Source organism: Thioalkalivibrio sp. ALJ12 (genome assembly GCF_000378305.1).
Classification (GTDB): domain Bacteria; phylum Pseudomonadota; class Gammaproteobacteria; order Ectothiorhodospirales; family Ectothiorhodospiraceae; genus Thioalkalivibrio.
On the sequence record NZ_KB899538.1, the window covers coordinates 1,198,933 to 1,221,875 of the forward strand.

Here is a 22,943-nt window from a genome sequence, read left to right on the forward strand (position 1 = left end):
GTTCAGGCGACGCTCCCGCTGCGCTGCCAGCGTGTCCCCTCCGGGGTGTCCTCGAGTTCGATCCCGCGGGCGGTGAGCTCGTCGCGGATGGCGTCGGCGGTGGCGAAGTCGCGGTTCTGGCGCGCGGCCTGGCGGGCGGCGATGCGTTCCTCCACCCAGGCGGCGAGTTCGTGGTCCTCGCCATCCCCCTGGAACCAGGCCGTCGGGTCCTGCTGCAGCAGTCCGAGCAGCCCGGCGCCGGCCATCAGTTCGCCCTTCAGGCGGGCCCGTTCGGCCGCGTCGCCAGCCGCGGCCAGGGCATCCGCCAGGCGGTGCAGGGCGGTGATGCCGCCGGGGGTGTTCAGGTCATCCAGCAGCGCCGTGAACACCGGGGTCTCGGCGGCGTTCACGGGGGCCGGTTCGACATCGGCGTGGTCGCGCAGCACGCGGTAGAGCCCGTTCAGGGCATTGCGCGACTGGTTCAGCGTGTCCTCGGAGAAGTTCAGCGGCGCGCGGTAGTGGCGCGACAGCAGCGCCATGCGCAGGACCTCGCCCGGATAGGCCTGCAGCAGGTCGTGCAACAGCTGGAAGTTGCCCAGCGACTTGGACATCTTCTCGCCGTCGATGGTCACGTGCCCGTTGTGCACCCAGTAGCGGGCGTAATGCGTGCCGTGCTCCGCGCAGCCTTCCGCCGCGCAGCCCTGGGCGATCTCGTTCTCGTGGTGGGGGAAGACCAGGTCGTGCCCACCACCGTGGATGTCGATCATCGCGCCCAGGTGGCTGCGGATCATCGCGGTGCATTCGAGATGCCAGCCGGGGCGGCCATAGCCCCAGGGGCTGTCCCAGCCCGGTTCGCCTTCGGCGGCCGGCTTCCACAGCACGAAGTCGCCGGGGTGGCGTTTGTAGCTGGCGACCTCGACCCGGGCGCCGGCCTGCATGTCCTCCAGCGTGCGCCCGGACAGCGCGCCATAGTCTGGATAGGAGGTGACGTCGAATAGCACGTGCCCCTCGGCCGGGTAGGCATGGCCGCGCTCGATCAGCCGTTCGATCAGCTCGACCATCGGCTGGATGTGATCCGTGGCGCGCGGCTCGAGGGTCGGCGGTAGCGTGCCCAGCTCGGCGATGTCCTCGTGGAAGGCTCGGGTGAAGCGCTCGGTCAGCGCGGCGATCGGTTCGCCGTTCTCCGCCGCGGCCTTGTTGATCTTGTCGTCGACGTCGGTGATGTTGCGCGCGTAGATCACGTGCTCCGGGCCGTACAGCTCGCGCAATACGCGAAACAGCACGTCGAACACCACCACCGGGCGGCCGTTGCCCACGTGTACCCGGTTGTAGACGGTGGGGCCGCAGACATAGAGCGTGACGCGTTCGGGGTCCTGCGGACGAAAGGGCTCGTCGCGCCCGCCGAGCGTGTTGTGCAGGATCAGCTCGCGGCCGGGGTTGGCGCTCATTTCGTGTCGTCCTTGTGGCCGTACAGGGTCTCGGGGGCGATCTCCGGGTCGCTGGTGATCACGGCCTCGTCGTTGTCGATCTGCACGTAGAAGCAGCTGCGCCGGCCGGTATGGCAGGCGGGGCCGGTCTGGTCGACCTTCAGCAGGATGGTGTCGCCGTCGCAGTCCAGGTGCAGCGATTGCAGCTGCTGCACCTGACCCGACTGCTCGCCCTTGCGCCACAGCGCCTGGCGCGAGCGCGAGTAGTAGCACACGCGCCCGGTGCGCAGGGTCTCGTCCAGCGCCTCGCGGTTCATCCAGGCCATCATCAGGACCTCGCCGCTGTCGAACTGCTGGGCGATCGCGGGGATCAGGCCGTCCGAATTCAGCTTGAGTTTTTCCAGCACCTCGGCGGCTGGCTGGCGGGTGCTGCGCGAGGCTTTTTCCAGTGTCTTGAACATGTACGCCGGCATAGCGGAAACCAGCGCCAAGGGTACCATTCTGCGCCCGTGATGAGCAGAACGGGACGCGCATCCCGATGCGACTTCCGGGAAAACCGTTGTGGCCCGATATCGAATGCAAACAGCGAGCACGGGCCGTTGGCAGCCTGTGCCTTGGAAGCCCTTGCATCCCCGGGCCGGCTGGTCGATCCTCAAACGAAATTAGCAACACGCAGGCGGATTTCTGCGCGGGCTGGGGAACGGGATTGAGGCGCGACACGAGGGACAAGGCCGGTATTCCCGACAGAGGAGTGAGTGCCTGGCGTACCGCCAGCTGGGTGGCACTGGTCTATCTGGCGCTCGGGCTGCTGTGGATTGGGCTGTCCGACAAGGCGTTGCTGTGGCTGGTGGACGATATCCAGTTGCTGGGCTGGTTGCAGACGGTCAAGGGCTTTTTCTATGTCACTGTGACCGCACTGGTCCTCTTTCTGCTGTTGTACTGGGTGCTCGCGGCCCGTGACCAGGCCTCGGCCGAAGCCCGTTATCTGACCGAAGTGGTCAATCGCTCGCCGGTAGTCGCCATCGAGTGGGCCGCGCGTCCCGGCTGGCCGGTGGTGTATGTGTCCCCGAATGTGCGGCGCTGGGGCCTCGAGCCGGAGGATTTGCTGTCCGGTGCGGCGGACTATGCGCAACGGATTCACCCGGACGACCGGGAGGCCATCATCAAGGACGTGCACCGGCATATGGAACGCGGGCCGGACGAGTATGTGCAGTACTACCGCCTGGATGTCGGGGGGACGCGCTGGATCTGGGTCGAGGATCGGACCTGGCTGGAGCGGGACTCCGGTGGCGAGATCCTCGGCTTTCATGGCCTGCTGACGGATGTAACCGAACGGGTCGAGGCCGAGCGTGGCCTGCGCGACAGCGAGAAGCGCTTTCGGGCCATCTTCGACAACGTGCAGGAGGGTATTCTGCTGCAGGACTTCGAGACGGGTGCCTTTGTCGGAGCGAATGCCGCGTCGCTGGCCATGTATGGCTACGAGCACGAGGCGATTCTGCGTTGCACGGTCAGCGATCTTAGCGCCCAGGAGCCCGGCTACGAGGTCGAACGCCAGCAGGCCTTGATCAACCGCGCGCGACATGGCGAACAACTGTCGTTCGAGTGGCGCGCTCGCCACCGTGACGGCCATGTCTTCTGGGTGGAAGCGAATCTGCAGGCAACCGAGATCGCCAACGAACGTCTGCTGCTGGTGACCCTGCGCAATATCGAATCACGCAAGAAGGCCGAGCAGGCGTTGAATCGCCAGGTGGATCGCCTGGCACGCGCCGAGCGTCATGCGGGCCTCGGTTCATGGGAGTACGTGGTCGAGACTGGTCGCCTGTGGTGGTCCGATCACCTGTATGACCTGATGGGGCTGGATTCTCGCCACCATACGCCCAGTCTGAGCGAAGTCTGGAATGTGCAGTTCGACCCGGATGCCGGAGATGCGGAAGAACTGCGAGAGGTCTTGCGTAAGCTGGCCCCCGGTCAGGAGGGTGTTGGGCGGCGGTTCCGGCTGCGGCGGCATCCCTCGCGCGGCGAAGAGCGCTGGTTCAGCCTGGTGGTGGACTCGGTGGTCCAGGGCGACGACGGTCTGCACGCGGTCCAGGGGACGATGCTGGATATCACGGATCTGTAGCGGGAAGAGTCGTTATGTCGGGGGGTGACAGCGGAAGGGCCCATATACGGTCCCGCTGTGACCGAAACAGCGGTTTGACCTCTTCCGCTTGAAGTAGTCGCCCGTTCGCGCTCACGGGGTGCGAGCGTACAATGGCGAGCTGATTCCCCGTTCGCCGGAGCTCTCGATATGTCGTCCCAGCCGCACCCTACCGCCATGCGTTCCCTGACCTTCCACGGCCTGACCCCGGGGCCGCGGCTGATCGTGCTGGGGGCGGTGCATGGCAACGAGACCTGCGGCACGCAGGCGGCCGAGCGGTTGCATGACGAGCTGGAGAGCGGCGAGCGTCGCCTGCAGTGCGGGACGCTGACGCTGGTCCCGCGCACGAATCCGCTGGCCTACGAGCTGGGGCAGCGCATGGGCGAGCGCAACCTGAACCGCAACTTGCGCGTGACCGAGGACCCGCAGGATTTCGAGGACCGCATTGCCAACGTACTGTGCCCGCTGCTGGCGGCGCACGACGTCCTGCTGGATCTGCACTCGTTTCATACCGGCGGTCAGCCGTTCATCATGCTGGGCCCGCGGAACAACCAGGGCGGACTGGAGGACTTTGCCCGTGCCCGCGAGGAGGAGGCCCTGGCCGCCTGCCTCGGCCCGCGGCGCATGGTCGAGGGCTGGCTGGATACCTACGCGCGCGGGGTCGCCCGGCGCATGAAGAACCCGAACGCCAGTCACCGCGCGCAGATGCTGTCCACCGACCCCAGCTACGGCATCGGCACCACCGAGTACATGCGCTCGCAGGGCGGCTACGGCGTGACGCTGGAATGCGGCCAGCACGACGACCCGCAGGCCCCGGTGGTCGCCTACAATGCGATCCTCAATACCCTGGCCCACCTCGGCATGATCGAGGCCCCGGCCACGCCCGGGCAGGACGACCCGGAGGTCCTGCGCCTGGTCGAGGTGATCGACCGCGACCACCCCGATGACCGGTTCGTGCGCGAGTGGAAGAGCTTCGACCCCCTGCACGAGGGTGATGTGATCGGAGTTCGCGCGGACGGGACCGAGGTGAAGGCCCCGGCCGACGGCTTTATCGTGTTTCCCAACCCCAGCTCGCTGCCGGGCAACGAGTGGTTTTATCGCGCCGAGTTCAGTGACCGCCGCGTGATCTAACGTCCTGTGGAGTTCGCCTTCTCCGGCGTTGCCGTATTGCTGCTTGCCGCCGGGTTCTTCGCTGGTGCCTTGAATGCCCTGGCCGGGGGCGGCAGCTTTCTTACGCTGCCGGCCCTGATGGCCGTGGGGGTCCCGCCGGTGGCGGCCAATGCCACCGGGACCGCCGCATTGCTGCCCGGGTACGCCGCCAGCCTGCTGGTGGACCATCGACGCCTGCGTACCCTCTGGCGGGATCTGAGAATGCGCCTGCTGGCGCTGTTCCTGATCGTGGGTGTGCTGGGCGGGGCGCTGGGTGCGGCCCTGCTCCTGCTTACGGGGGATGCGCGTTTTCGGGCCTTCATCCCCTGGCTGCTGTTGCTGGCGACCCTGCTGTTCGCGTTGGGTCCGTGGCTGCAGCGTCGCGCGGCCCATGCGGCACACCCGGCACTGGCCCGGGTGGCGGGCGCGGGGCTTGGCTGCGTCTACGGTGGCTATTTCAACGGCGGGGTCGGCATCCTGCTGCTGGCGATCCTGCGGGGGCAGGGGATGGCCGACCTGGCACAGGCTAATGCCCTGAAGAACCTGCTCTCCACGGTGCTGACGCTGATTGCCGTCGTGGTCTTTGTCGTGGGTGGACAGGTGGTTGCGACCGGGCTGCTGGCCGTCGGGGCCGGGGCCATTCTCGGCGCCCGGGTCGGGATTGGGCTACTGGGGGTTCTGCCCGAACCGTGGTACCGGCATCTGGTTACGCTGGTGGGTGCCGGTACTACGGTGCTCTTCTTCGTCGATCCGGTCTGGCTGGGGTAGTGCTCTGGCGTTGGGTTGATGCAATTCGCGGGGCTCATTGCATCCTACGGTCATCTCGGAGGGGAGCTCGGGCGCGTAGGATGCGATGAGCGTAGCGAATCGCATCGGTTGCCCGGGCCGTCCCCCTGACTTATTGCGCGATACGCTGAGGGCCGGTGCGAGCCTGCTGCAGGGCCTGGTCGAAGTTGTCCAGCGCCTGGGCGTCGGTCTCCGGAAGGATGGCCTCGATGCGCGGGCGGGTGCCGGCGGCGGGCGCTTCCATGGCCTCGAGTCCGCCGTCGCCCGTCACGCGGTTGATGCGCTGCCAGCCCTGATCGGTCAGCACCAGACCCTTGAGGCGTTCTCCGGTGAAGCCGCTCACCAGCGTCTCCAGGACCGTGTGGTCGAACGCCTGCCCCTCGGGCAGCAGCCAGCTGCGGCCCAGGTAGCCATCGCCCCGGGTGTCGATGGTCACGGGTTCGTACCCGTGCTCGTTGGGTGCATGACCATGACCATGGTCGTGGTCGTGGTCGTGGTCGTGGTCGTGGTCGTGGTCGTGGTCGTGGTCGTGGTCGTGGTCGGGCGTGTCACCCGCGGATAGAAACGCCCGAGCCTCCGGGAACAGGGCCCCGCCGCGTTCCAGCCGGGGGTGCTCCAGCCACGCCGGTTCCACACGTCCCTGGGTCGTCTCGACCACCAGTGGACGTGGTGGCGGCATGGCGGCGACAAACGCCTGCAGGGCCTCGCGATCCGCCTCGCTGTAGAGGTCGGCCTTGTTGGCCAGCAGGACATCGGCCAGTGCGATCTGGTCGTTCCAGTTCGGGTGTTCGCGGTGGCGGGGCGAGGATAGGTGGCGGGCATCCATGACCGTGATCGTGGCGCGCAGGTCCAGCACGCCATCGTAGGGGGGCTGGGTGAGGGTGCGGATGATCTCGGCCGGGTGCCCGAGCCCGGTGGGCTCGATCAGGATGCGGTCGGGGTGCTGCGAGCGGATCAGCCGGTTCAGGCCGACGGTGAACATCTGCGCGGAGACGCAGCAAAGGCAGCCGCCGGGGATCTCCTCCAGCGCGACGCCGGTATCCGCGAGCAGGCCGCCGTCTACGCCGATCTCGCCGAATTCGTTGACCAGCACGGCCCAGTGCTCGCCCTCGGGGCGCAGTGCGAGCAACTGGCGGATGGTGGTCGTCTTGCCCACCCCCAGAAAGCCGGTAACCAGGTGGGTGGGGATGTCGTGGTGGGTGGTCATGTGGTGTTGGCCAGGTTGGCGGGCGGACCCGGGCAGCGGGCACGCCACGCGATTGGTTTCGGTTCAGTCGTCGGCGCGCAGTTCGCCCTGATAGAACGCCTCGGCGTCGTTGAACAGGGCTTCGTTGGTGTCCGCCCGCATGTACAGCATGTGCCCGCCCGGGTAGGCGCGCGGGATGATGCGCGAGTCGGCCTCGTCGCCGGCGGCGAACGCGATCTGGCCCAGCAGCCACTCGGTGGTGAAGTAGGGCGTGATCAGATCTGCCTCACCATGCACGCTGAAGATCCGGAAGTCGCGGTTGAGCGAGAGGGCGGTGGCCAGCTCGTCCATCGCGGTGAAGTGTCCCTCGCGGCCGCTGGCCTCCCAGTCCCAGGCCCGGAACACGTCGCGACTGAGCAGGCGGTACTGGTGCCCGTGTTCCCAGTCCAGGGTGTTGCGCAGGTGGTCCAGCATCGCGGTGGACAGCGGGGCGGTCAGGCCGTCCAGGATCGCATCGGCTTGCGGCATGATGTTGGTGGGCACCGGGTCGAGGTTGTCGATGCCGCCGTCGTACAGGCTGACCAGCCGGCCTTCGTCCATCAGCAGGCCGCGCTGGGTCATGTCCAGCGTGATGCGTCCCCGTGTGGCCTTCAGGCGATCGCGCGACAGTCCGGTAAAGCGGGCGACCTCGCCGATCCAGTCGTCGTCGATCTGCCCGGGGTGGATCAGGCCCTGCAGGTAGTCGCCCAGGGCGAAGGCCTCGGCCTCTTCCAGGCTGGGCGGGTCATCGCCCAGGCGACCCTGTGCCTTCGCGGCGGCGGTGATCGCCGGCAGGCTCAGGGCCCAGCCGATCGGGCGGGCGGTGCCGTGTTCCAGCATGCCGTAATCCAGCGCGGGCGAGATCAGCACTGTGCCGCTCAGGCTGATGCCGGAGCCCTTGGCAATGCGCGCCGGCAACGCGGCGGCGCGGTAGCCCCCGTAGCTTTCGCCTGCCAGGTACACCGCGTCGCCACGCCGGCCGTGTTCATCCAGCCAGCGTTCCAGCGTCTCCTCCATCGCGGCCAGGTCGCCGTCGCGGGAGAAGTACTGATCGGCTTCGCCGCCCATCACGCGCGAGAAGCCGGTCCCGACCGGGTCGATAAAGACCAGATCGGTAAACGCCAGCCAGGTCTTGGGATTGTCGACCAGCCGGGGCGGCGTGGAGGCGGCCAGACCCTGGTCGTCGGTCTCCAGTACCCGCGGCCCCAGGCCGCCCACGTTGAGGTAGGCCGAGGCCGCGCCGGGCCCGCCGTTGACCATGAAGGTGACCGGACGATCTTCGTCGCTGTCCACCGTGTAACTGACGGTAAACACCCGGGCATCGGGGTCGTCCATCGACTCGCCCAGCGGGACATAGCCGACCGTGGCCTGGTAGTCCAGCGTGCTGCCGTCGAGCAGTTCCAGCGAGTGCTCGGTGGTCACGGCCTCGGGCAGGGGGGGCGTCGGTTCAGTCTCGTTGGCCAGCAGGGGAGCGGACATCCCGGGACCGATCAGCAGGCCGAGCGCCAGCCCGTAGAACGGGCTGGCGACGGTACGCGATGCAGGTGTGGGTTTGAGCGGGCGTCGTTGCGGCGCCGTTATCAGCATTGAGCGGTCTCCTCGTGATCCGGGCAGTCATGGCGTACGACACGGTCATCGTCCAGCCATTCCATGATCCCGTCGGTCACGTTGTAGATCTTGTCGTAGCCGAGCCCCTCCGACAGGGCCTGGGCGAGTGCGCTGGTGCGGTTGCCGACGCGGCAGATCAGGATCACCTCGTCGTCGGAGTCGACCAGCGCGGTGAACTTGCTGCCGAACTCCGGGTTGAGGCTGCCGTCTTCCTCGAACGCGGTGATGCGATGGCTGCCTTCCACCACGCCCGTCTCGGCCCACTCGTCCGGGCGACGGATGTCGACGATGGTGACCCCCTCATCCAGCTTCTCGGCCAGTCCCTCGTTGTCCAGGCTGCTGAACGGGGCGCGCTGGACCTCGACGACCTCGAGTTCGAAGCGAAGGGTGGCGTTCGGCGGGATGATGTTGCCGGCGCCGCGCTCGCCGTAGGCCAGCTCCGGCGGGATGATCGCCTCGCGCTTGCCGCCCTCGCGCATGCCCTTCACCGCCTGCTCGAAGCCGGGGATCGTCTGGCCGGACCCGATGGTCACGGACAGGGGCTGGCCGCCGCGGCTGGAGTCGAACTCGGAGCCGTCTTCCTCGAGGCGTCCGACATAGTGGACCAGGGCCGTGTCGTGCCGTACGAGTTCGGGGCCCTCGCCCTCCTCGATGTCGCGAATCTCGATGCTGTCGGCCAGCGCGAAGGCCGGGGTCAGGAACAGGGCGAACAGAAACCAGGCTTTCATCATTTTATCCTTATAAATTGCAAGTTTTTGTTTTACATGCCGGCTTTTACCAGACCAGAAAACTCCTTCCAAAATTCCTTGGAAAAACTTTGAAATTCATTTGAACCTGATCTAAATGATTCAGGGATCCCTGAATCGACAAGGCCTTGTTGAGGGGGATCTTGACCGCAAGGATCCGTGTGACGGAGGAGCATATGACCAGGAAACAAGAAAACCAATTCTGGGATCGCCTGCGAGGCGTAACGGAAGACGCCGGGGCGGACCCGCAGACCCTCGAGATCTTTGACGAAGCCGTCTCCCGGCGTCGTTTCATGGGCCGCATGGGCGTGGGCGGCGCTGCCCTGACGCTGTTCGGCTTTGGTGCCGGCACCGACGCCGCGATGCGCGGCCTGTTCGGGCGTGGCCTGATCCCGGCTGCCTGGGCGGACGAAGCGAATGGCCTCGAGGACGAGCAGGCGAAGTCCGCGATGTCCGACGCCGGCAAGGAGGATGGCCTGATCGTCCATAACGATCGCCCGTTGAACGTCGAAACCCCGCCGCACCTGCTGGAAGACGAGGTTACCCCGGCCAGCCGTCATTTCATCCGCAACAACGACCTGATCCCGCAGCAGGCGCTGGATCGCGACCCGAATGGCTGGTCGCTGAAGATCGACGGCGAGGTGCATGAAGAGCTGGAGATCGGTCTCGACGACCTGAAGAGCATGGACAGCAAGGACCTGGTCCTGCACATCGAGTGTGGCGGCAACGGCCGTGCGAACTTCGACCCGCAGCCGCGCGGCAACCCCTGGGACCGCGGTGCGGTGGGTAACGCCAAGTGGACCGGCGTGCCGCTGAAGGACATCCTCGAGCGGGCCGGCGTGAAGGACAGCGCCGTCTACACCGCGCACGAGGGCTACGAGCCGATCCTCGGTGACCGCGGTCCGTTCTCCCGTGGCGTGCCGATCGACAAGGCGATGGAAGAGCACACCATCGTGGCCTATGCGATGAACGGAGAGGACATCCCTGCGACCCACGGCTTCCCCGTGCGTCTGGTGGTGCCGGGCTGGTACGGCTCCTGCTCGCACAAGTGGCTGAACAAGATCACGCTGCGCGATCAGGAACACGACGGCCGCGGCATGACTGGCTACTCCTACCGCATGCCCAAGTATCCGGTGGCCCCGGGCGAGCGCCCGCCGGAAGAGGACATGAAGGTCGGCGGCCCGTGGCTGATCAAGTCCGTGATCACCGGTCCGAAGAAGGACACCGGTCTGGAGCGTGGCGAGACCGTCAAGGTCACCGGCCATGCCTGGGCGGGCGAGGACGAGGTCGCGGAAGTCTGGATCTCCACCGACTTTGGTCTCAACTGGGAGAAGGCCGATCTCAAGGGCGACCCGGTCAACAAGTACGCCTGGGTGCACTTTGAGAAGGAGCTGTCCTTCGAGAATCGCGGCTACTACGAGATCTGGGCCCGCGCGGTGGACGACAAGGGCAATACTCAGCCCATCGTTCAGCCGTGGAACCCGCGTGGCTACGACGGCAACATCGTCCACAAGATCCCGGTCACGGTCGCTGCGTGACAAACCTCCATACCCGGGGCATCATTTCCCCGGGTTTCTCTTGAGCAGAACGGAGTACGCATGAAGCGTTTTGTAATGCTGTCGCTACTGGGGTTGGCGTGTGCGGCCCTGGCTTCGCCCGTTGTTGCCGAGGAGGCCATTCCCGAGGAAGAACAACAAGCCCAGGAAGAGAAGGCCGAAGAGGTCTCGGCGACCAAGGAATTGTTTGAACAGACCTGTGCGGCCTGCCACGGCATCCGTCAGGCGACCAACCAGAACCTGAATCGTGCTGACTGGAACTGGGTCATGGACGACATGGAAGACTACGGCATGACCTGGCTCACCGATGAGCAGCGTGACGACATCGTGGATTTCCTCGTGGAGAACTACGGTTACGGTGATTAAGGCTGTGCAGGAGAGCTCCGTTGTCAGGAGCCGTACTTCCAGGCGCCCCACGGGGCGCCTTTTTTGTGGTGGTCTCTGTGCAGCGCGGCAAGCCGTGTGCGCTTCGCGAGCCTGTCCGTCGCCCTTGCATGGCCGGTGGCGATGCCGGGTCTCGTGGTGGGTCAGTCCGCGGCGTGCGAGATGGCCCAGCAGCGATGGGGTGGGGGTGGGCGGCGGAAATCCTCGTCCAGCGTCTCGCGAGTGATCTCGCGGACTTCCAGGCCCGCGAGGGACTCAGTGTCGAGTTCGAAGCGGCGGCGGTTGGTCGAGAAGTACAGGATGCCGCCCTCGGTCAGCAGGCGCGCGGCGTCCCGGATCAGTTCGACATGGTCGCGTTGCACCTCGAAGTTCGCCTCGGTGCGTTTCGAGTTCGAGAAGGTCGGGGGATCGAGGAAGATCCGCTCGAAGCGCAGCGCCGGGTCGTCTGCGGCCTCCCGTACCCAGGTGATGCAGTCGGCACGCAGCAGCGCATGGGTGTCGGGGCGCCGCCGACTGCGCCCATCGCGCACGCTGGCCTCGAAGCCGTTGGCCGCGAGGTTGTCGGCGGCCCAGTCGAGGTAGGTATTGGACAGGTCCACCGAGACGGTCTGGCGGGCGCCCCCCACGGCGGCATGGGCACTGACCGCGGCGGTGTAGCAGAACAGGTTCAGCAACCGCAGTCCGCGGCATTCTTCCTGCAGGCGGCGACGCATCGGGCGGTGGTCCAGGAACAGGCCGCTGTCCAGATAGGCATCCAGCTCTACCTTCAGCCGGCAGCCGTGTTCCTCGACCCAGAAGGGGGCGGGTTGTGCGGTCTCGGCGCGCTGGTACTGCGAGCGACCCTTCTGGGCGCGCCGCTGCTTGTAGTGCAGGTGGGCGGGCGCGACGCCGGTGACCTCCAGGGTCGCGGCCAGCGCCCCGCGCAGGCGTGCCTCGGCGCGCGCGGGTTCGACCGAGGCCGGGGCGGCGAACTCCTGCAGATGCAGGTGCACGGAGCCGTCGGTGGCCTGGTAGCGGTCGATCAGAAGCGGGTATTCGTCGAGGTCCGCGCTGTAGATGCGGTAGCAGGTCACGCCCTGGCGCCGCGCCCACCGATCCAGGTGCTTCAGGTTCTTGCGCAGGCGGTTGGCGAACTCGGGTGCAGGGGCTGCCGCCTCGGCCTGTCCCTCGCGGGCATGGATGTCGAACTCCAGCAGCTGGCAGTCGATCGGGCCGTTGTGTACGCGGTACTTGCGCGTGGCCCGCAGCCCGAGGCGGCGGGAGTCGGTGGTGTCCGCGACCAGCAGGGCCACCTGCCAGCCGCCAAAGGCCTGTTTGAGGTGCTCGCCCAGCAGGCTGTAGAGCTTGATCAGTTCGGGCTGGTCGCCGATGCGTTCGCCGTAGGGCGGGTTGCTGATCAGCAGCCCGTTCGGTGCGGGGGGCGTGAGGGTCAGCACGTCGGCGACCTCGAAGCGGGTGCAGGCGGCGACTCCGGCTGTGCGGGCCGCCTGGCGCGCGGCCTGCACCGCGCGCGGGTCGCGATCCGACCCCAGCAGCGTCGGGCCCTGCCAGGGGCGGACCGCCGCCTGGGCCGTATCCACACAGCGCTGCCACAGGGCGGCGTCGTGCCCGGCCCAGCCCTGCGGACGGAAGTCCTGGCGCAGCAGCCCGGGAGCGGTGTGCGTGGCGATCAGGGCGGCCTCGATCACCAGGGTGCCGCTGCCGCAGAACGGGTCCAGCAGCTGCGCCTGTTCCGGGTCGTCCTCGACGCGTGCGGGCCAGCCGGCACGGGCGAGCAGGGCCGCGGCGAGGTTCTCGCGCAGCGGGGCCGCCCCTCCGGCGCCGCGATAGCCGCGCCGGTGCAGGCCGCCATTGCCGATATCCACGGACAGCCGGGCGTGATCCCCCTGCAGCTGCAGCAGGATGCGGACGTCCGGGTGTTTCGGGTCCACGTCCGGGCGGGCGCCGGTTGCCTCGCGGAAGGCGTCGGCCACCGCGTCCTTGATGCGTACCCCGGCGAAGTGGGTATGGCGGATGTGGCGGCTCTTGCCGCCGACCTCGACCGCGAAGGTCGCACCGGGGTCCAGCAGCGCGGGCCAGTCGATCGCGCGGGCGGCGGTGTAGCAGCCATCCCCGTCCGGCTGCTCGAAGCGCGCCAGTGGCAGCAGGATACGGCTGGCGATGCGGCTGCCCAGCAGTACGCGGTACAGCGTCTCGAGATCGGCCGAGAAGTGCACCGCGCCGCCCTCCTCGCGCACGTCGGCGGCGCCGAGGGTAACCAGTTCCTCGGCCAGCAGGGGGCCGAGCCCGCGGGCGACTGTGGCGCGGTATTCCTGCGGGGTACTGGGATCGTTCTCGGGCGTGGCCATGCGGTGTCTTCCTGGGACGGGGGCCTATCTTGCCACAGCCGCCGTTGGGGTCAGCGCAGCAGGCGGCGTCGGATCAGCGCGGTCGCCAGGATGATAGCCGCCGCGCCGTAGCCCGTGATCACCGCCAGGTGCGGCCAGACGCTGGCGGGCCAGCTGCCGGTCATCAGCGGACGCACGATCTCGACCACGTGCGCCAGCGGCAGGGCCAGCGCCAGGGTCTGCACCCAGTTGGGCAGCTCCTGTAGCGGGAAGAACACCCCGGAGAGCAGGAGCATCGGGGTCACCGCGAGGGTGAAGTAGTACAGGAAGAAGTCGTAGCTGCGCGCCAGCGCGGTGATGACCAGGGCGAGCGCGCCGAAGGTGAACGCGGCGAGGAAGATCACCGGCAGGGCGAGCAGGGCGCGAGCGTCGCTCACCAGCCCCAGGACTGCGGCGACGACGAGGATGGTGGTGGCACTGATCAGGCCCTTGCTCGCGGCCCATATCGCCTCGGCGAAAACGATGTCGTCCAGCGTCAGCGGTGTGGCCAGCATCCCGAGCCAGGTGTTCTGCTCCGCCATGCGCGTGTAGGCGGAATACATGCCCTCAAAGCTGGCGGTGAACATCGCCGAGGAGCAGATGATCCCGGAGGCGATGAACACCATGTAGCTCATGCCGTCGAGGTCACCCACCAGGCGGCCGAAGCCGTAGCCAAATGCGAGCAGGTAGAGGATGGGTTCGCCGAAGTTGCCGAGCATCGACGGCACCAGGAGCTTGCGCCAGACCAGAAGGTTGCGGCGCCAGACCGCGACGAAGCGCAGGCTGGGCCGGGGGAGCCAGGTCGAGGTTGGGTCGGACATCAGTCGCGCAGCTCGTGGCCGGTGAGTTTCAGGAACACGTCTTCCAGGTCCGCCTCGCGCAGGGTCGGTTCGAGGCCCCGGGCGCGCAGGCGTTCGCGCAGCCGGTCCGGTTCGGCCGTGTAGACCAGCCAGGTATCCGCGACCTGATGGGCGCGATCCCGGGGGCCGATCTCCTGCTCGATCGCGGTGCCGGCATCGGGCCCGCCGACCGTGACCACCCAGGGTTCGATGTGCTCGGCGATCAGGCGGCTGGGTCGGTCACAGGCAATGATGCGGCCGTGGTCGATGATCGCGATGCGATCGCACAGCTCCTGGGCCTCCTCCATGTAATGCGTGGTCAGCACCAGCGTGACGCCGGAGGCGCGCAGCTGCCGGAGCTGGCGCCAGAGGTGGTGGCGCGCCTGTGGGTCCAGCCCGGTGGTCGGCTCGTCCAGCACCACGACCTCGGGTTCGTTGATCAGGGCGCGTGCGAGGGTCAGCCGGCGCTTCATGCCGCCGGACAGGGCATTGATGCGCGCGCCGCGCTTGTCGTTCAGGTTGACCTGCTCCAGCAGGTGATCGATGCGCGCCTGGACCGTTGCGCCGGAGAGACCGAAATACGCGGCATAGGTTCGCATGTTCTCGATCACGGTGAAGTCCGGGTCCAGCGTGTCGAACTGCGGCACGATGCCCAGGCGCTTGCGCACCTCGCGCTCGCCTTCCGGCATCGGAAGGCCCAGTACTTCGACCTGACCGCCGTCGATCGGGGTCATCCCCAGCAGCATGCGCAGGGCCGTCGTCTTGCCCGCGCCGTTGGGCCCAAGCAGCCCGAAGAACTCGCCGCGCGGGATCTCCAGGTTCACGCCATCGACAACGGCTACGCCGTCGTATCGTTTGTACAGGGACTGGATGCGGATTGCGGGCAAGCAGGCGGTTCGCGGAAGAAAGGAGTGCATACCTTACCGGTTTGCCGCGGATAGCCCAATATGATTCGCGCGTGTTCCAGGGCTCTGGCGCGGGCACAAAAAAGGCCCGGCAGCTGCCGGGCCTTCAGACGACAAACGTGCGTGTGATGGCAGGTGTCGCTTTACGGGCGCAGGTAGACGAAGCCCTGCTGCTGCAGATGGGCGATCTCGGCCACACCGCTGGGGACGATGTCGTCCTCGGAGGCATCGTAGAGCTCGTCGGCGATGCTGATGTTGCCGCGGGTGACGGTGACGTTGCAGATGTTGAAATCAACACCCTGCAGCTTCAGTTCGTCGATGCGGCCGGCCAGGTCCTCGTTCTCCTTGGCATTGCGCAGAAGGCCCAGGCCCGGACCATGCATGACCACGCGGATGTCCATCTTGTCGGCGCCCACGGCATTGATGTGGTTCTGGATGTTGCCCATGGCGGCCATGTGGCGGTCCATGTCGTTGTAGTTCACGTGGTAGACCACCTTCTGGTCGCCGTATTCCGCCAGCGCGGTCGCCGGGGCGATCAGCAGGAAGGAGACCAGAGCCAGGGCGATAATATGCAGGTGCTTCATGACGCGTTTTCCTCGTTCAAGGTCCCGGTTGGGATTTTCCTTTTATTTTGCAGCCGGTGCTTCCCTTTGGGGCTGCTTTGTCCGGCTTTGATATGACGCGTTAACGGGGTGCTTATTCCGGCTGGTCCGGCTGATTTTTGCGGGTATTTATATATTCAAATAAAGACTGGAATTTTGGTTGTGTATTTCCTTCGGGAAACCTGGTTCCGCTCAAGAAAAAGGCCCGGCCAAGGCCGAGCCCAAAGGGCCACCGGGAGAACACTCGGTGGCTTGGAGGAAATGTGGTACTTACGGGCGCAGGTAAACGAAGCCCTGCGTCTGAAGGTGGCCGATCTCGCCGACCCCGCTAGGTACCAGGTCGTCTTCGGTGGCATCGAACAGCTCTTCCGAGATGTCCACGTTGCCCCGAGTGACGGTGACATTGCAGATATTGAAATCAACGTCTTGCATCTTCAGTTCTTCGATGCGGGCGGCCAGGTCTTCGTTCTCCTTGGCGTTACGCAGCAGGTGCAGGCCCGGGCCATGCATGACCACTCGGATCTCCATGTTTTCCGCGCCCACGGCATTGATGTGATTCTGTATGTTGCCCATGGCGGCCATGTGGCGGTCCATGTCGTTGTAGTTCACGTGATAGACGACTTTTTGTTCGCCGTAGTCGGCCATGGCGGCGCCGGGAAGGGTGAGCATGGCGGCGGCGGTCAGGGCCAGAGGCAGGATAAAAGCTTTCTTCATTGGTGGGCTCCTTGCGGTTTTCCCGTTCTTTTAAATATTCGGTGTGGCGTATGCCGAGCTTCTAGGAAGCACACTGGACCGTTTTGCTTCCGTGGCTTTTTGAATCCAGTTGTGGGTAGGACGGGAACGCGGGGTAATTATTCCGATCTAATTAAAGATAATCGCATCATGAAATACGGTAAATAATTAAATAATAAAAAACCGTTCGGAGGTCTCAGTGAAGCCATGGGCGGGGGATTGGGTTCAGGGCTGTCGCGGTGACTGGGTGGGTAGGGCGGGGAGGACGAGGCGGGCTGCGGTCAGGGCGAGCCGGGCGGGGCTTCGGCGAGAGTTCGCCAGACCCATGACGTTTACTTCGGAGAAATCCGTCAGCCGGACCAGCGGGCCGCCAAAACTGACGGTCATGACTTGAACAAACGCCAGAAGTCAGCCGACCAGGGGGTGTTCGCCGATGCCTCGCGGTCTCCACCCTCCGGTTGTGTAGGTTGCTAGAGTGTGGGGCTTTCGAAACCACTGGACGCCCATTCGATGGCCGTCCCTCGCCAGGAGTCCTCGCCATGACCACTGCATCCAGCCTCCCCGAAGCACTGCAGCCGATCGGCTGCGTGGGCCTGGGCATCATGGGGGCCCCCATGACCCGCAATCTGCTGCGTGCCGGGGCGGATATCCGGGTCTGGGCGCGTCGGGCGGAGGCGGCGGAGTCCCTGGTAGCCGAGGGTGCCGGGGCCGCCTCCAGTCTGGCGGAACTGGTCTCCAGCGTGCGCGTGCTGGTACTGAACGTCTCTGACACCCCGGATGTGGAGCAGCTGATGCTGGGCCCGGATGGGGTGCTCGAGCACGCCCGCCCGGGGCTGCTGGTGGTCGACCACAGCACGATCGACCCGATCCGCACCCGCGCGATTGCGCAGGCCGCGGCAGAACGGGAGGTGGTGTTTGTGGATGCGCCCGTGTCCGGCGGCGAGCCGGGGGCCCGCAGCGGCACGCTCAGCCTGATGGTTGGTGGCCCGGAGGAGGCGGTCGATCGGCTGCGGCCGATCTTCGACATCGTGGGTTCGACGCTGACGCATGTCGGGGCCAGCGGGGCCGGTCAGATCACCAAGGCCTGCAACCAGCTGGTGGTGGGCGAGACCCTGGTCGCCATTGGCGAGGCCTTCGCGCTGGCGGAGCAGACCGGGGTCGATCCGGCGCGGCTGCGCGAGGCGCTGATGGGTGGGTTTGCCGCTTCGCGTATCCTCGAGGTGCACGGCCAGCGCCTACTGGACGGTGACTTCGAACCCGGCTTTCAGGCTGGGCTCTACCACAAGGATCTGGGCATCGTGGCCGGTCTGGGCGAGCAGGTGGGCCTCAGCCTGGACGGCCTGGAGCCGGTGCGCCACGCGGTAGACAAGGCGCTGGCGGCCGGGCAGGCCGATCACGATGTCGCGATCCTGGCGCGTTTCTGCCTGCATGCCCGTGGCGAGGGCACCAGGGATTGAGGTGCGAGGTCAGCCGAACAGACGCCAGAGGATATACAGCAGCGAAAAGATCAGGCTGAACGCGATGCCGGCCCAGGCCAGACCGCGCAGGCCACGCCCCGGGCGGGCCGCCTCCGGCATGTCCGGCGACATGACCACCTTGAAGGTGATCCACGCGAGTATCGGTGCGGAGAGGAAGGACAGCAGCGTCGCGATATCCACCAGCCGCGTGAAGTGCTCCCCGGCCTGCGAGATCAGCAGCAACGCACCGCTGGCCACGGCCAGCAGCGCAATGCGATAGCCCCACCAGTCGAGTCCGCGCTCGCCCTTGCGCGACGGGTCCATAGTCTGCGGCGCGTGGCCGTCCTCGCGCAGGGTGCGGATGATCGCCACGATCACGCGTGGGTAGGCATCGGTGACGGCCAGTGTCGTCGAGAACATCGTGGTCAGGGCCGCCACTGCGATCAGGGTGCGGCTCCATTCGCCCAGGCTCTGGGCGTACAGGTCTACCAGCTGGGCCGAGAACGCGGCGGCCCCGGCGGCAAAGCCAATGCCGCTGCCGTACATCAGGACCGCGCCCAGCAGCATGAATGCGACGGCAATGACTACGGCCCCGAGATACCCCAGGCGGAAGTCGAAGATGGCCTCGCGCACGGTCGGCGCGTGGCCGGTCTGGCGGGCGCGTTCCTGGGTCCAGATCGAGTGCCAGGCGGCCACGTCCAGCGGGATGGGCATCCAGCCCAGAAGCGCGAGGATGAAGGCGAAGCCGGCCAGGGTCCAGAGGTTCGACCACTCCTGGGCACCGGACAGGGTGGCGAGGTCCGGGGCCTCGCGAAAGGCCAGCGCGACTGCGGCCACGGTGGATACGCTCAGCGCGGCCATGATGATCTTCATGCCCAGGTCCAGGCCGCGGTAGGCGCCGATCATCAGGAAGGTGATGCAGGCAGCGAGGACCAGCGCCGAGACCAGCGTGACCGAGAGGTCGAGGTCGAATACCAGTGTGACCAGCCCGGCAGTGGTCAGCGTGACTACCGCCTGGATGGCGAACAGCGTGCCCACGGTCACCGCGATGTAGAGACCCAGGGCCCAATTGCCCAGCCGGTGGTAGCCGGTCAGCAGGTGATGGCCGGTGGCGGCTGCATAGCGCGGGCCGAACTCCAGAAACGGGTACTTGAACAGGCAGGCCAGTAGCACGATCGGGATCAGCAGAAGCCCGTACTCCGCGCCGCCCCGGGTGGCCTGGACCAGATGCGAGACCCCCACGGCCGCACCGGCCATCAGCAGCCCCGGGCCAATGGCGGCCCGAAGCGAGGCGCGAGTGGACGGACTCATCCAGGTTCCTTTCGGTCGGGAATTCGGCCCGCGATTATAGGGGAATTGCCCGCGACCGCCATCCGGCGACGGCTATAGCCGTGAGCCCGCTGTTACGTCGTTAAAGTGCCAGCGGGGTTCGGCGGTAGAGCTCGGGGGCGGGCGGCTTGAGTTCTTCGGATTCCGGGAAGCGCTGCACCAGCTTGTCGTAGTAGCTGCGGATGTTCCGCACGTAGTGGACCGGCTCCCAGCCGCGGGCGTAGCCGTAGCGGGTCTGCTCGTACCATTCGGACTGCGCCAGACGCGGCAGCCATTGCATCACATCCAGCCAGCGATCCGGGTCGTCGCCGTTGGCGGCCGCCAGGCGCCGGGCATCGTGCAGATGACCCAGTCCCACGTTGTAGGCAGCCAGCGTCATCCAGGTGCGGTCGGGCTCGGAGATCGATTCCGGCAGCCGTTCCCGCAGGTCGATCAGGTACCGCGTGCCACCGTCGACGCTCGCGGCCGGATCGGTGCGGTCCTCGACGCCCAGCCCCTCGGCGGTAACCTGGGTCAGCATCATCAGTCCGCGCACGCCGGTGGGGGAAACTGCATCGGGATTCCAGTGGGATTCCTGGTAGGCCACCGCGGCGATGAAACGCCAATCGAGATCGTGGGTCTCTCCGGCCTCCTCGAACAGCGGACGAAACTGGTCCAGGCGATGCTCGACGCGGCGCGCGAAGGTCAGGGCATCCACCAGGTCGTGGGTGTCCAGATGGCCGAGATAGCGATCGAGTAGCAACTCCAGTTCACGGTTGTCGCGCAGCCTGGCGATGTACTCCTCGGTGGCGTCGATAAGGCTACGATCAAAGCCTGCCGGGAATAGCCAGCGGACCTCGGCGCTGCGTTCCAGTTCGTGTGCCTGACGCAGGTTCGGGTGCATGCGCCGCAGTCGACGGTACTCCAGGGAATTCATCACTGCGTAGTCGATCTCGCCACGCTCCAGGGCCTCGCGCAGGGCCTCGGCGTTGGTGTAGGGGATGAGTTCGCCATTGGGCTGGTCCGTTTCTTCGTCGCCGTCCGGGGGGGAGGCGCTCGGGTCGAATGCCCCCCCCTCGGGCGCTGGCTCGGCCTCGGTTGCTGGATCCGGTGACAACCCCGGCGGGGTTTCCGGTTCCATGCCGACCTCGGCCAGCAAGGGCTGGCTCAGGCTCTCGGGTACGGGGGCCTGTGCGGTCATGCCGACGCGCGCCCCGGCTGGTATGTCGGTCAGCGCCAGCAGCGGTGTAGCCCGTTCGTTCTCGTTCCAGAAGACCACGACATGCTTCACGCTCAGGATTTCCGGGCCGGCTTCGATCAACGGATCGTGTGGCGGCACGAGCAGGCCGGCGGCGATGTCGATGCGGCGTTGGCGCAAAAGGCGATGGGCGGTGGCGGCGTCGTCCACGCGGGTCACGCGCAGGCGCGTGTCGAGCTCCTCGGCCAGACCGTACAGCAGCTCCAGCTCGAGTTGGTCCCGCCCGGCGGTGGCGGCGAGCTCGGAGCGGCCCAGGGGGCGCTCGACCAGGGCCACTCGCAACTCGTCACGGAAGGTGAGCTGTTCCAGCGCCGCTGGCGGGTTGTAGTACACCCGCAGCACGATGGCCGTCAGCAGCACGATGAAGAGCCCCAGTTCGATCTGGCGCCAGGTGCTGCTTGGGGGGCGGAGTTTCAGATGCGTGCCCATGGCACTGGATCATACCCAATTGCCCCGGTGGTCACCGGGGATGGTAGGGAAACACGTTCGTGTTTCCCTAGCGCCAGTTCAGCACCAGACCCTGGTCGCGCAGGATCTTGAGCGCGGGGTCAACGCAGGTGTCGATGAAGGAGGCGCGGCGTGGGTTCTCGCGGGCGATGCGGCGATAGTCCGGCCCCTCGGGCAGGCCGGCCAGTTCGTAGATGTCGCGGGTGGGGTAGTAGAACGCATGCACGAACTGGCGGAACACGCGGCGCATCAGCGGGCGGTAGGCCCATTTCTGCCAGGACGGGAGCGTATCCAGATAGGATTCCAGCGTGTCGCGGGCATGCGCCATGTGACGCGCCTCGTCGATCATGTGCCGGGTCACGATGTCGTCCACCGTCGGGCTGATCGAGTCCTTGTGCTGGCGGATCAGTCGGTTCATGCGATCCGGGACCTCTTCGCCGATCATCACCGCGATCCAGAAGATCGAGGACTCGAACGGAGAGAAACGACCGACCAGGGTGGCCAGCTTCGGCTTCGGGAACCGGCGTTCCGGCAGGGGCAGTCCGCTGCGGCGCATGAACTCGATGAACATCAGGCTGTGGCCGGCTTCCTCGCGCAGCTCGTGCAGGCGATAATTCAGCCGGTCCAGACGACCGGCCGAGTGCATGGATATGCGCGAGATGCGCTCCATGAAAAGGCCTTCCAGCCACAGCGCGCCACTGATGAAGTACAGAAACTCGTATTGCGACAGGCGCCGTTTGCAGGCATCGTCCAGCGCCGAGTATTCGGGGGTGCCGAAGAGCGAGACAGCCTCCTCCGGGATCCAGAAATCGTCCAGCGACAGCGCGTCCCAGCGCACGTGAGTGAGCGGGTCCTCGTACGGCTGGCTGTTGCGGCTCAATAGATCGAGCAGCTCCTGCGAGGGATTCATCGAAGGCGTACCGAAGGCGCTGGGCGGTTAAACGCCCGAATCATACCGGCATTGTCAGTCCGGACCAACGCCAACCCGTTGCAATCTGCGGTTGCTACCCCAATATGAGTCAAATGAATATGTCCGCCACCCGTTACCGCGTCAGCTTCCTCAACCAGGGCAAGGTCTACGAGATCTATGCCCGCGAGGTCTATCAGGACGAACTCTACGGCTTTGTCACCGTCGAGGATCTGCTGTTTGGCGAGCGCTCGCAGGTGGTAGTCGATCCCTCCGAGGAGCGCCTGCGCACCGAGTTCGAGGGGGTCGAACGCTTCCATGTGCCGATGCATGCGCTGATCCGGATTGACGAGGTCGCGGCCGTCGGCACGCCCCGTATCCGGGACGCCAGCCAGGACAGTGGCAATGTCCACGCCTTCCCGTCGCTCCCCAGCCGCGGCCCGGGCAAGCCCTCGGACGGCTGATGGTGCCCGTGTCGGGTGTCCGCATTGCTAACCGACCGCCGCTGGTTTACCCTTTCGCGCTTCGCGTAGGCCAGTGCCTTCGCGGGACAAACCGGAGAGGTGGCCGAGCGGTCGAAGGCGCACGCCTGGAAAGTGTGTATACGGTAACCCCGTATCGAGGGTTCGAATCCCTCCCTCTCCGCCAGATTCAAGCAAGGGGGCCCGAGTGGCCCCTTTCGCATGTCTGGCCCCGGAGCTATCGGGATTCGAACCCTCGATACATGAGAAAGCCGGGTTCGACGGGTGACGCGCCGCGGCACCCGAACGTCGCCGCAGGCGACGACCCGGAGGGCGAGGCACGCGGTGCCGAGTAGTCCCTCCCTCTCCGCCAGATTCAGCAAGGGGGGCCGGGTGGCCCCTTTCGCATGTCTGGCCCCGAGGTGCTGTGATGTGATCCTCCCGGACAGGGCCGTATTTAAAGGCGTTCCACGAGGGCGCAGCGGCCATTCTCGTTGGACGTCGTGCGCGGCGCTCGCGTACACTTGCAGGCGTAACCGCACCCGTCACTCAGCCGCCGAACCGTTGTCCGAATGCGGGGTCCAGCCCCGGTAGACGGTGCGGGCGAGGTCGGGTCAAAGATCCCGAATGAATCGCAGTATCGCCGCCGGCAAATGGCCTGGCG

At 66.4% G+C, this 22,943-nt stretch carries 20 protein-coding genes and 1 tRNA gene; 8 read left to right on the forward strand and 13 right to left on the reverse strand.

Annotated features, from left to right (window positions below; all coding sequences use genetic code 11):
- Positions 1-2: 2 nt before the first annotated feature.
- On the reverse strand, positions 3-1,427 hold the full coding sequence (cysS, locus tag F467_RS0105715) for a cysteine--tRNA ligase (protein WP_018138307.1): 1,425 nt from the start codon (positions 1,425-1,427) through the stop codon (positions 3-5).
- Complete coding sequence (hisI, locus tag F467_RS0105720; RefSeq protein WP_026182199.1) at positions 1,424-1,867, reverse strand: phosphoribosyl-AMP cyclohydrolase; 444 nt, start codon at positions 1,865-1,867, stop codon at positions 1,424-1,426. The genes cysS and hisI overlap by 4 nt, the downstream gene beginning before the upstream one ends.
- A gap of 290 nt (positions 1,868-2,157) precedes the next feature.
- On the opposite strand from hisI, the gene F467_RS0105725 reads away from it, so the two are divergent.
- The 3 genes from F467_RS0105725 to F467_RS0105735 all read left to right on the forward strand — a co-directional run bounded on the left by F467_RS0105725 (position 2,158) and on the right by F467_RS0105735 (position 5,460).
- A complete protein-coding gene (locus tag F467_RS0105725) occupies positions 2,158-3,525 on the forward strand; it encodes a PAS domain S-box protein (protein ID WP_018138305.1) in 1,368 nt (455 codons plus the stop codon).
- A gap of 168 nt (positions 3,526-3,693) precedes the next feature.
- Positions 3,694-4,674 carry a M14 family metallopeptidase gene (locus F467_RS0105730; protein WP_018138304.1) on the forward strand — a complete coding sequence of 327 codons (981 nt, stop codon included), beginning with the start codon at positions 3,694-3,696 and terminating at the stop codon, positions 4,672-4,674.
- Between the two features lie 6 nt (positions 4,675-4,680).
- A complete protein-coding gene (locus tag F467_RS0105735; RefSeq protein WP_018138303.1) occupies positions 4,681-5,460 on the forward strand; it encodes a sulfite exporter TauE/SafE family protein in 780 nt (259 codons plus the stop codon).
- Between the two features lie 130 nt (positions 5,461-5,590).
- On the opposite strand, the gene F467_RS0105740 is transcribed toward F467_RS0105735, so the two are convergent.
- The 3 genes from F467_RS0105740 to F467_RS0105750 form a co-directional block, all read right to left on the reverse strand.
- A complete protein-coding gene (locus F467_RS0105740; protein ID WP_018875222.1) occupies positions 5,591-6,685 on the reverse strand; it encodes a GTP-binding protein in 1,095 nt (364 codons plus the stop codon).
- A gap of 63 nt (positions 6,686-6,748) precedes the next feature.
- A complete protein-coding gene (locus tag F467_RS0105745; RefSeq protein ID WP_018138300.1) occupies positions 6,749-8,290 on the reverse strand; it encodes a S10 family peptidase in 1,542 nt (513 codons plus the stop codon).
- Entirely contained in the window at positions 8,284-9,039 is a 756-nt protein-coding gene (locus F467_RS0105750; protein ID WP_018138299.1) for an FKBP-type peptidyl-prolyl cis-trans isomerase, read from the reverse strand. The genes F467_RS0105745 and F467_RS0105750 overlap by 7 nt, the downstream gene beginning before the upstream one ends.
- 194 nt (positions 9,040-9,233) lie before the next feature.
- On the opposite strand from F467_RS0105750, the gene F467_RS0105755 reads away from it, so the two are divergent.
- Both F467_RS0105755 and F467_RS0105760 read left to right on the forward strand, forming a co-directional pair.
- Positions 9,234-10,595, forward strand: coding sequence for a sulfite oxidase (locus F467_RS0105755; RefSeq protein ID WP_018138298.1), 1,362 nt, complete (start codon positions 9,234-9,236; stop codon positions 10,593-10,595).
- A 60-nt stretch (positions 10,596-10,655) separates the two neighbouring features.
- Positions 10,656-10,979: a cytochrome c gene (locus F467_RS0105760; protein WP_018138297.1), complete on the forward strand. Its 324-nt coding sequence runs from the start codon at positions 10,656-10,658 to the stop codon at positions 10,977-10,979.
- Positions 10,980-11,140: 161 nt separating this feature from the next.
- Here the strand turns inward: F467_RS0105760 and rlmKL are convergent, their stop codons facing one another.
- From rlmKL to F467_RS0105785, 5 genes are all read right to left on the reverse strand, one after another.
- Complete coding sequence (rlmKL, locus tag F467_RS0105765) at positions 11,141-13,345, reverse strand: bifunctional 23S rRNA (guanine(2069)-N(7))-methyltransferase RlmK/23S rRNA (guanine(2445)-N(2))-methyltransferase RlmL (protein ID WP_018138296.1); 2,205 nt, start codon at positions 13,343-13,345, stop codon at positions 11,141-11,143.
- Positions 13,346-13,395: 50 nt separating this feature from the next.
- Complete coding sequence (locus tag F467_RS0105770; RefSeq protein ID WP_018138295.1) at positions 13,396-14,184, reverse strand: ABC transporter permease; 789 nt, start codon at positions 14,182-14,184, stop codon at positions 13,396-13,398.
- Positions 14,184-15,089, reverse strand: coding sequence for an ABC transporter ATP-binding protein (locus F467_RS0105775; protein ID WP_018875221.1), 906 nt, complete (start codon positions 15,087-15,089; stop codon positions 14,184-14,186). The genes F467_RS0105770 and F467_RS0105775 overlap by 1 nt, the downstream gene beginning before the upstream one ends.
- Positions 15,090-15,250: 161 nt before the next feature.
- Positions 15,251-15,691 carry a DsrE family protein gene (locus tag F467_RS0105780; protein WP_018138293.1) on the reverse strand — a complete coding sequence of 147 codons (441 nt, stop codon included), beginning with the start codon at positions 15,689-15,691 and terminating at the stop codon, positions 15,251-15,253.
- A gap of 288 nt (positions 15,692-15,979) precedes the next feature.
- Positions 15,980-16,423: a DsrE family protein gene (locus F467_RS0105785; protein ID WP_012982105.1), complete on the reverse strand. Its 444-nt coding sequence runs from the start codon at positions 16,421-16,423 to the stop codon at positions 15,980-15,982.
- Positions 16,424-16,980: 557 nt separating this feature from the next.
- Here F467_RS0105785 and F467_RS0105790 point away from each other — a divergent pair.
- Complete coding sequence (locus F467_RS0105790) at positions 16,981-17,898, forward strand: NAD(P)-dependent oxidoreductase (protein WP_018138292.1); 918 nt, start codon at positions 16,981-16,983, stop codon at positions 17,896-17,898.
- A gap of 9 nt (positions 17,899-17,907) precedes the next feature.
- Here F467_RS0105790 and F467_RS0105795 read toward each other — a convergent pair whose 3' ends face one another.
- The 3 genes from F467_RS0105795 to F467_RS0105805 all read right to left on the reverse strand — a co-directional run bounded on the left by F467_RS0105795 (position 17,908) and on the right by F467_RS0105805 (position 21,821).
- Entirely contained in the window at positions 17,908-19,209 is a 1,302-nt protein-coding gene (locus tag F467_RS0105795; protein WP_018138291.1) for an NRAMP family divalent metal transporter, read from the reverse strand.
- Positions 19,210-19,309: 100 nt separating this feature from the next.
- Entirely contained in the window at positions 19,310-20,893 is a 1,584-nt protein-coding gene (gene mltF / locus F467_RS0105800) for a membrane-bound lytic murein transglycosylase MltF (RefSeq protein ID WP_018138290.1), read from the reverse strand.
- Positions 20,894-20,960: 67 nt separating this feature from the next.
- A complete protein-coding gene (locus F467_RS0105805) occupies positions 20,961-21,821 on the reverse strand; it encodes a diiron oxygenase (protein WP_018174730.1) in 861 nt (286 codons plus the stop codon).
- A 119-nt stretch (positions 21,822-21,940) separates the two neighbouring features.
- Between F467_RS0105805 and F467_RS0105810 the strand changes: the two genes are divergently transcribed.
- Entirely contained in the window at positions 21,941-22,282 is a 342-nt protein-coding gene (locus tag F467_RS0105810; RefSeq protein WP_018138288.1) for a DUF1820 family protein, read from the forward strand.
- A 93-nt stretch (positions 22,283-22,375) separates the two neighbouring features.
- A tRNA-Ser gene (locus tag F467_RS0105815) sits at positions 22,376-22,466 on the forward strand.
- Positions 22,467-22,943 lie beyond the last annotated feature (477 nt).

What these genes read in the sequence shown, in the direction of transcription:
- F467_RS0105785 (WP_012982105.1), bottom strand. Translation starts at nt 16,423, where the DNA reads ATGAAGAAAGCTTTTATCCTGCCTCTGGCCCTGACCGCCGCCGCCATG.
- hisI (WP_026182199.1), bottom strand. Translation starts at nt 1,867, where the DNA reads ATGTTCAAGACACTGGAAAAAGCCTCGCGCAGCACCCGCCAGCCAGCC.
- F467_RS0105750 (WP_018138299.1), bottom strand. Translation starts at nt 9,039, where the DNA reads ATGAAAGCCTGGTTTCTGTTCGCCCTGTTCCTGACCCCGGCCTTCGCG.
- F467_RS0105780 (WP_018138293.1), bottom strand. Translation starts at nt 15,691, where the DNA reads ATGAAGCACCTGCATATTATCGCCCTGGCTCTGGTCTCCTTCCTGCTG.
- F467_RS0105760 (WP_018138297.1), top strand. Translation starts at nt 10,656, where the DNA reads ATGAAGCGTTTTGTAATGCTGTCGCTACTGGGGTTGGCGTGTGCGGCC.
- F467_RS0105740 (WP_018875222.1), bottom strand. Translation starts at nt 6,685, where the DNA reads ATGACCACCCACCACGACATCCCCACCCACCTGGTTACCGGCTTTCTG.
- F467_RS0105730 (WP_018138304.1), top strand. Translation starts at nt 3,694, where the DNA reads ATGTCGTCCCAGCCGCACCCTACCGCCATGCGTTCCCTGACCTTCCAC.
- F467_RS0105755 (WP_018138298.1), top strand. Translation starts at nt 9,234, where the DNA reads ATGACCAGGAAACAAGAAAACCAATTCTGGGATCGCCTGCGAGGCGTA.
- rlmKL (WP_018138296.1), bottom strand. Translation starts at nt 13,345, where the DNA reads ATGGCCACGCCCGAGAACGATCCCAGTACCCCGCAGGAATACCGCGCC.
- F467_RS0105810 (WP_018138288.1), top strand. Translation starts at nt 21,941, where the DNA reads ATGTCCGCCACCCGTTACCGCGTCAGCTTCCTCAACCAGGGCAAGGTC.
- mltF (WP_018138290.1), bottom strand. Translation starts at nt 20,893, where the DNA reads ATGGGCACGCATCTGAAACTCCGCCCCCCAAGCAGCACCTGGCGCCAG.
- F467_RS0105795 (WP_018138291.1), bottom strand. Translation starts at nt 19,209, where the DNA reads ATGAGTCCGTCCACTCGCGCCTCGCTTCGGGCCGCCATTGGCCCGGGG.
- F467_RS0105805 (WP_018174730.1), bottom strand. Translation starts at nt 21,821, where the DNA reads ATGAATCCCTCGCAGGAGCTGCTCGATCTATTGAGCCGCAACAGCCAG.
- F467_RS0105770 (WP_018138295.1), bottom strand. Translation starts at nt 14,184, where the DNA reads ATGTCCGACCCAACCTCGACCTGGCTCCCCCGGCCCAGCCTGCGCTTC.
- F467_RS0105790 (WP_018138292.1), top strand. Translation starts at nt 16,981, where the DNA reads ATGACCACTGCATCCAGCCTCCCCGAAGCACTGCAGCCGATCGGCTGC.
- F467_RS0105745 (WP_018138300.1), bottom strand. Translation starts at nt 8,290, where the DNA reads ATGCTGATAACGGCGCCGCAACGACGCCCGCTCAAACCCACACCTGCA.
- cysS (WP_018138307.1), bottom strand. Translation starts at nt 1,427, where the DNA reads ATGAGCGCCAACCCCGGCCGCGAGCTGATCCTGCACAACACGCTCGGC.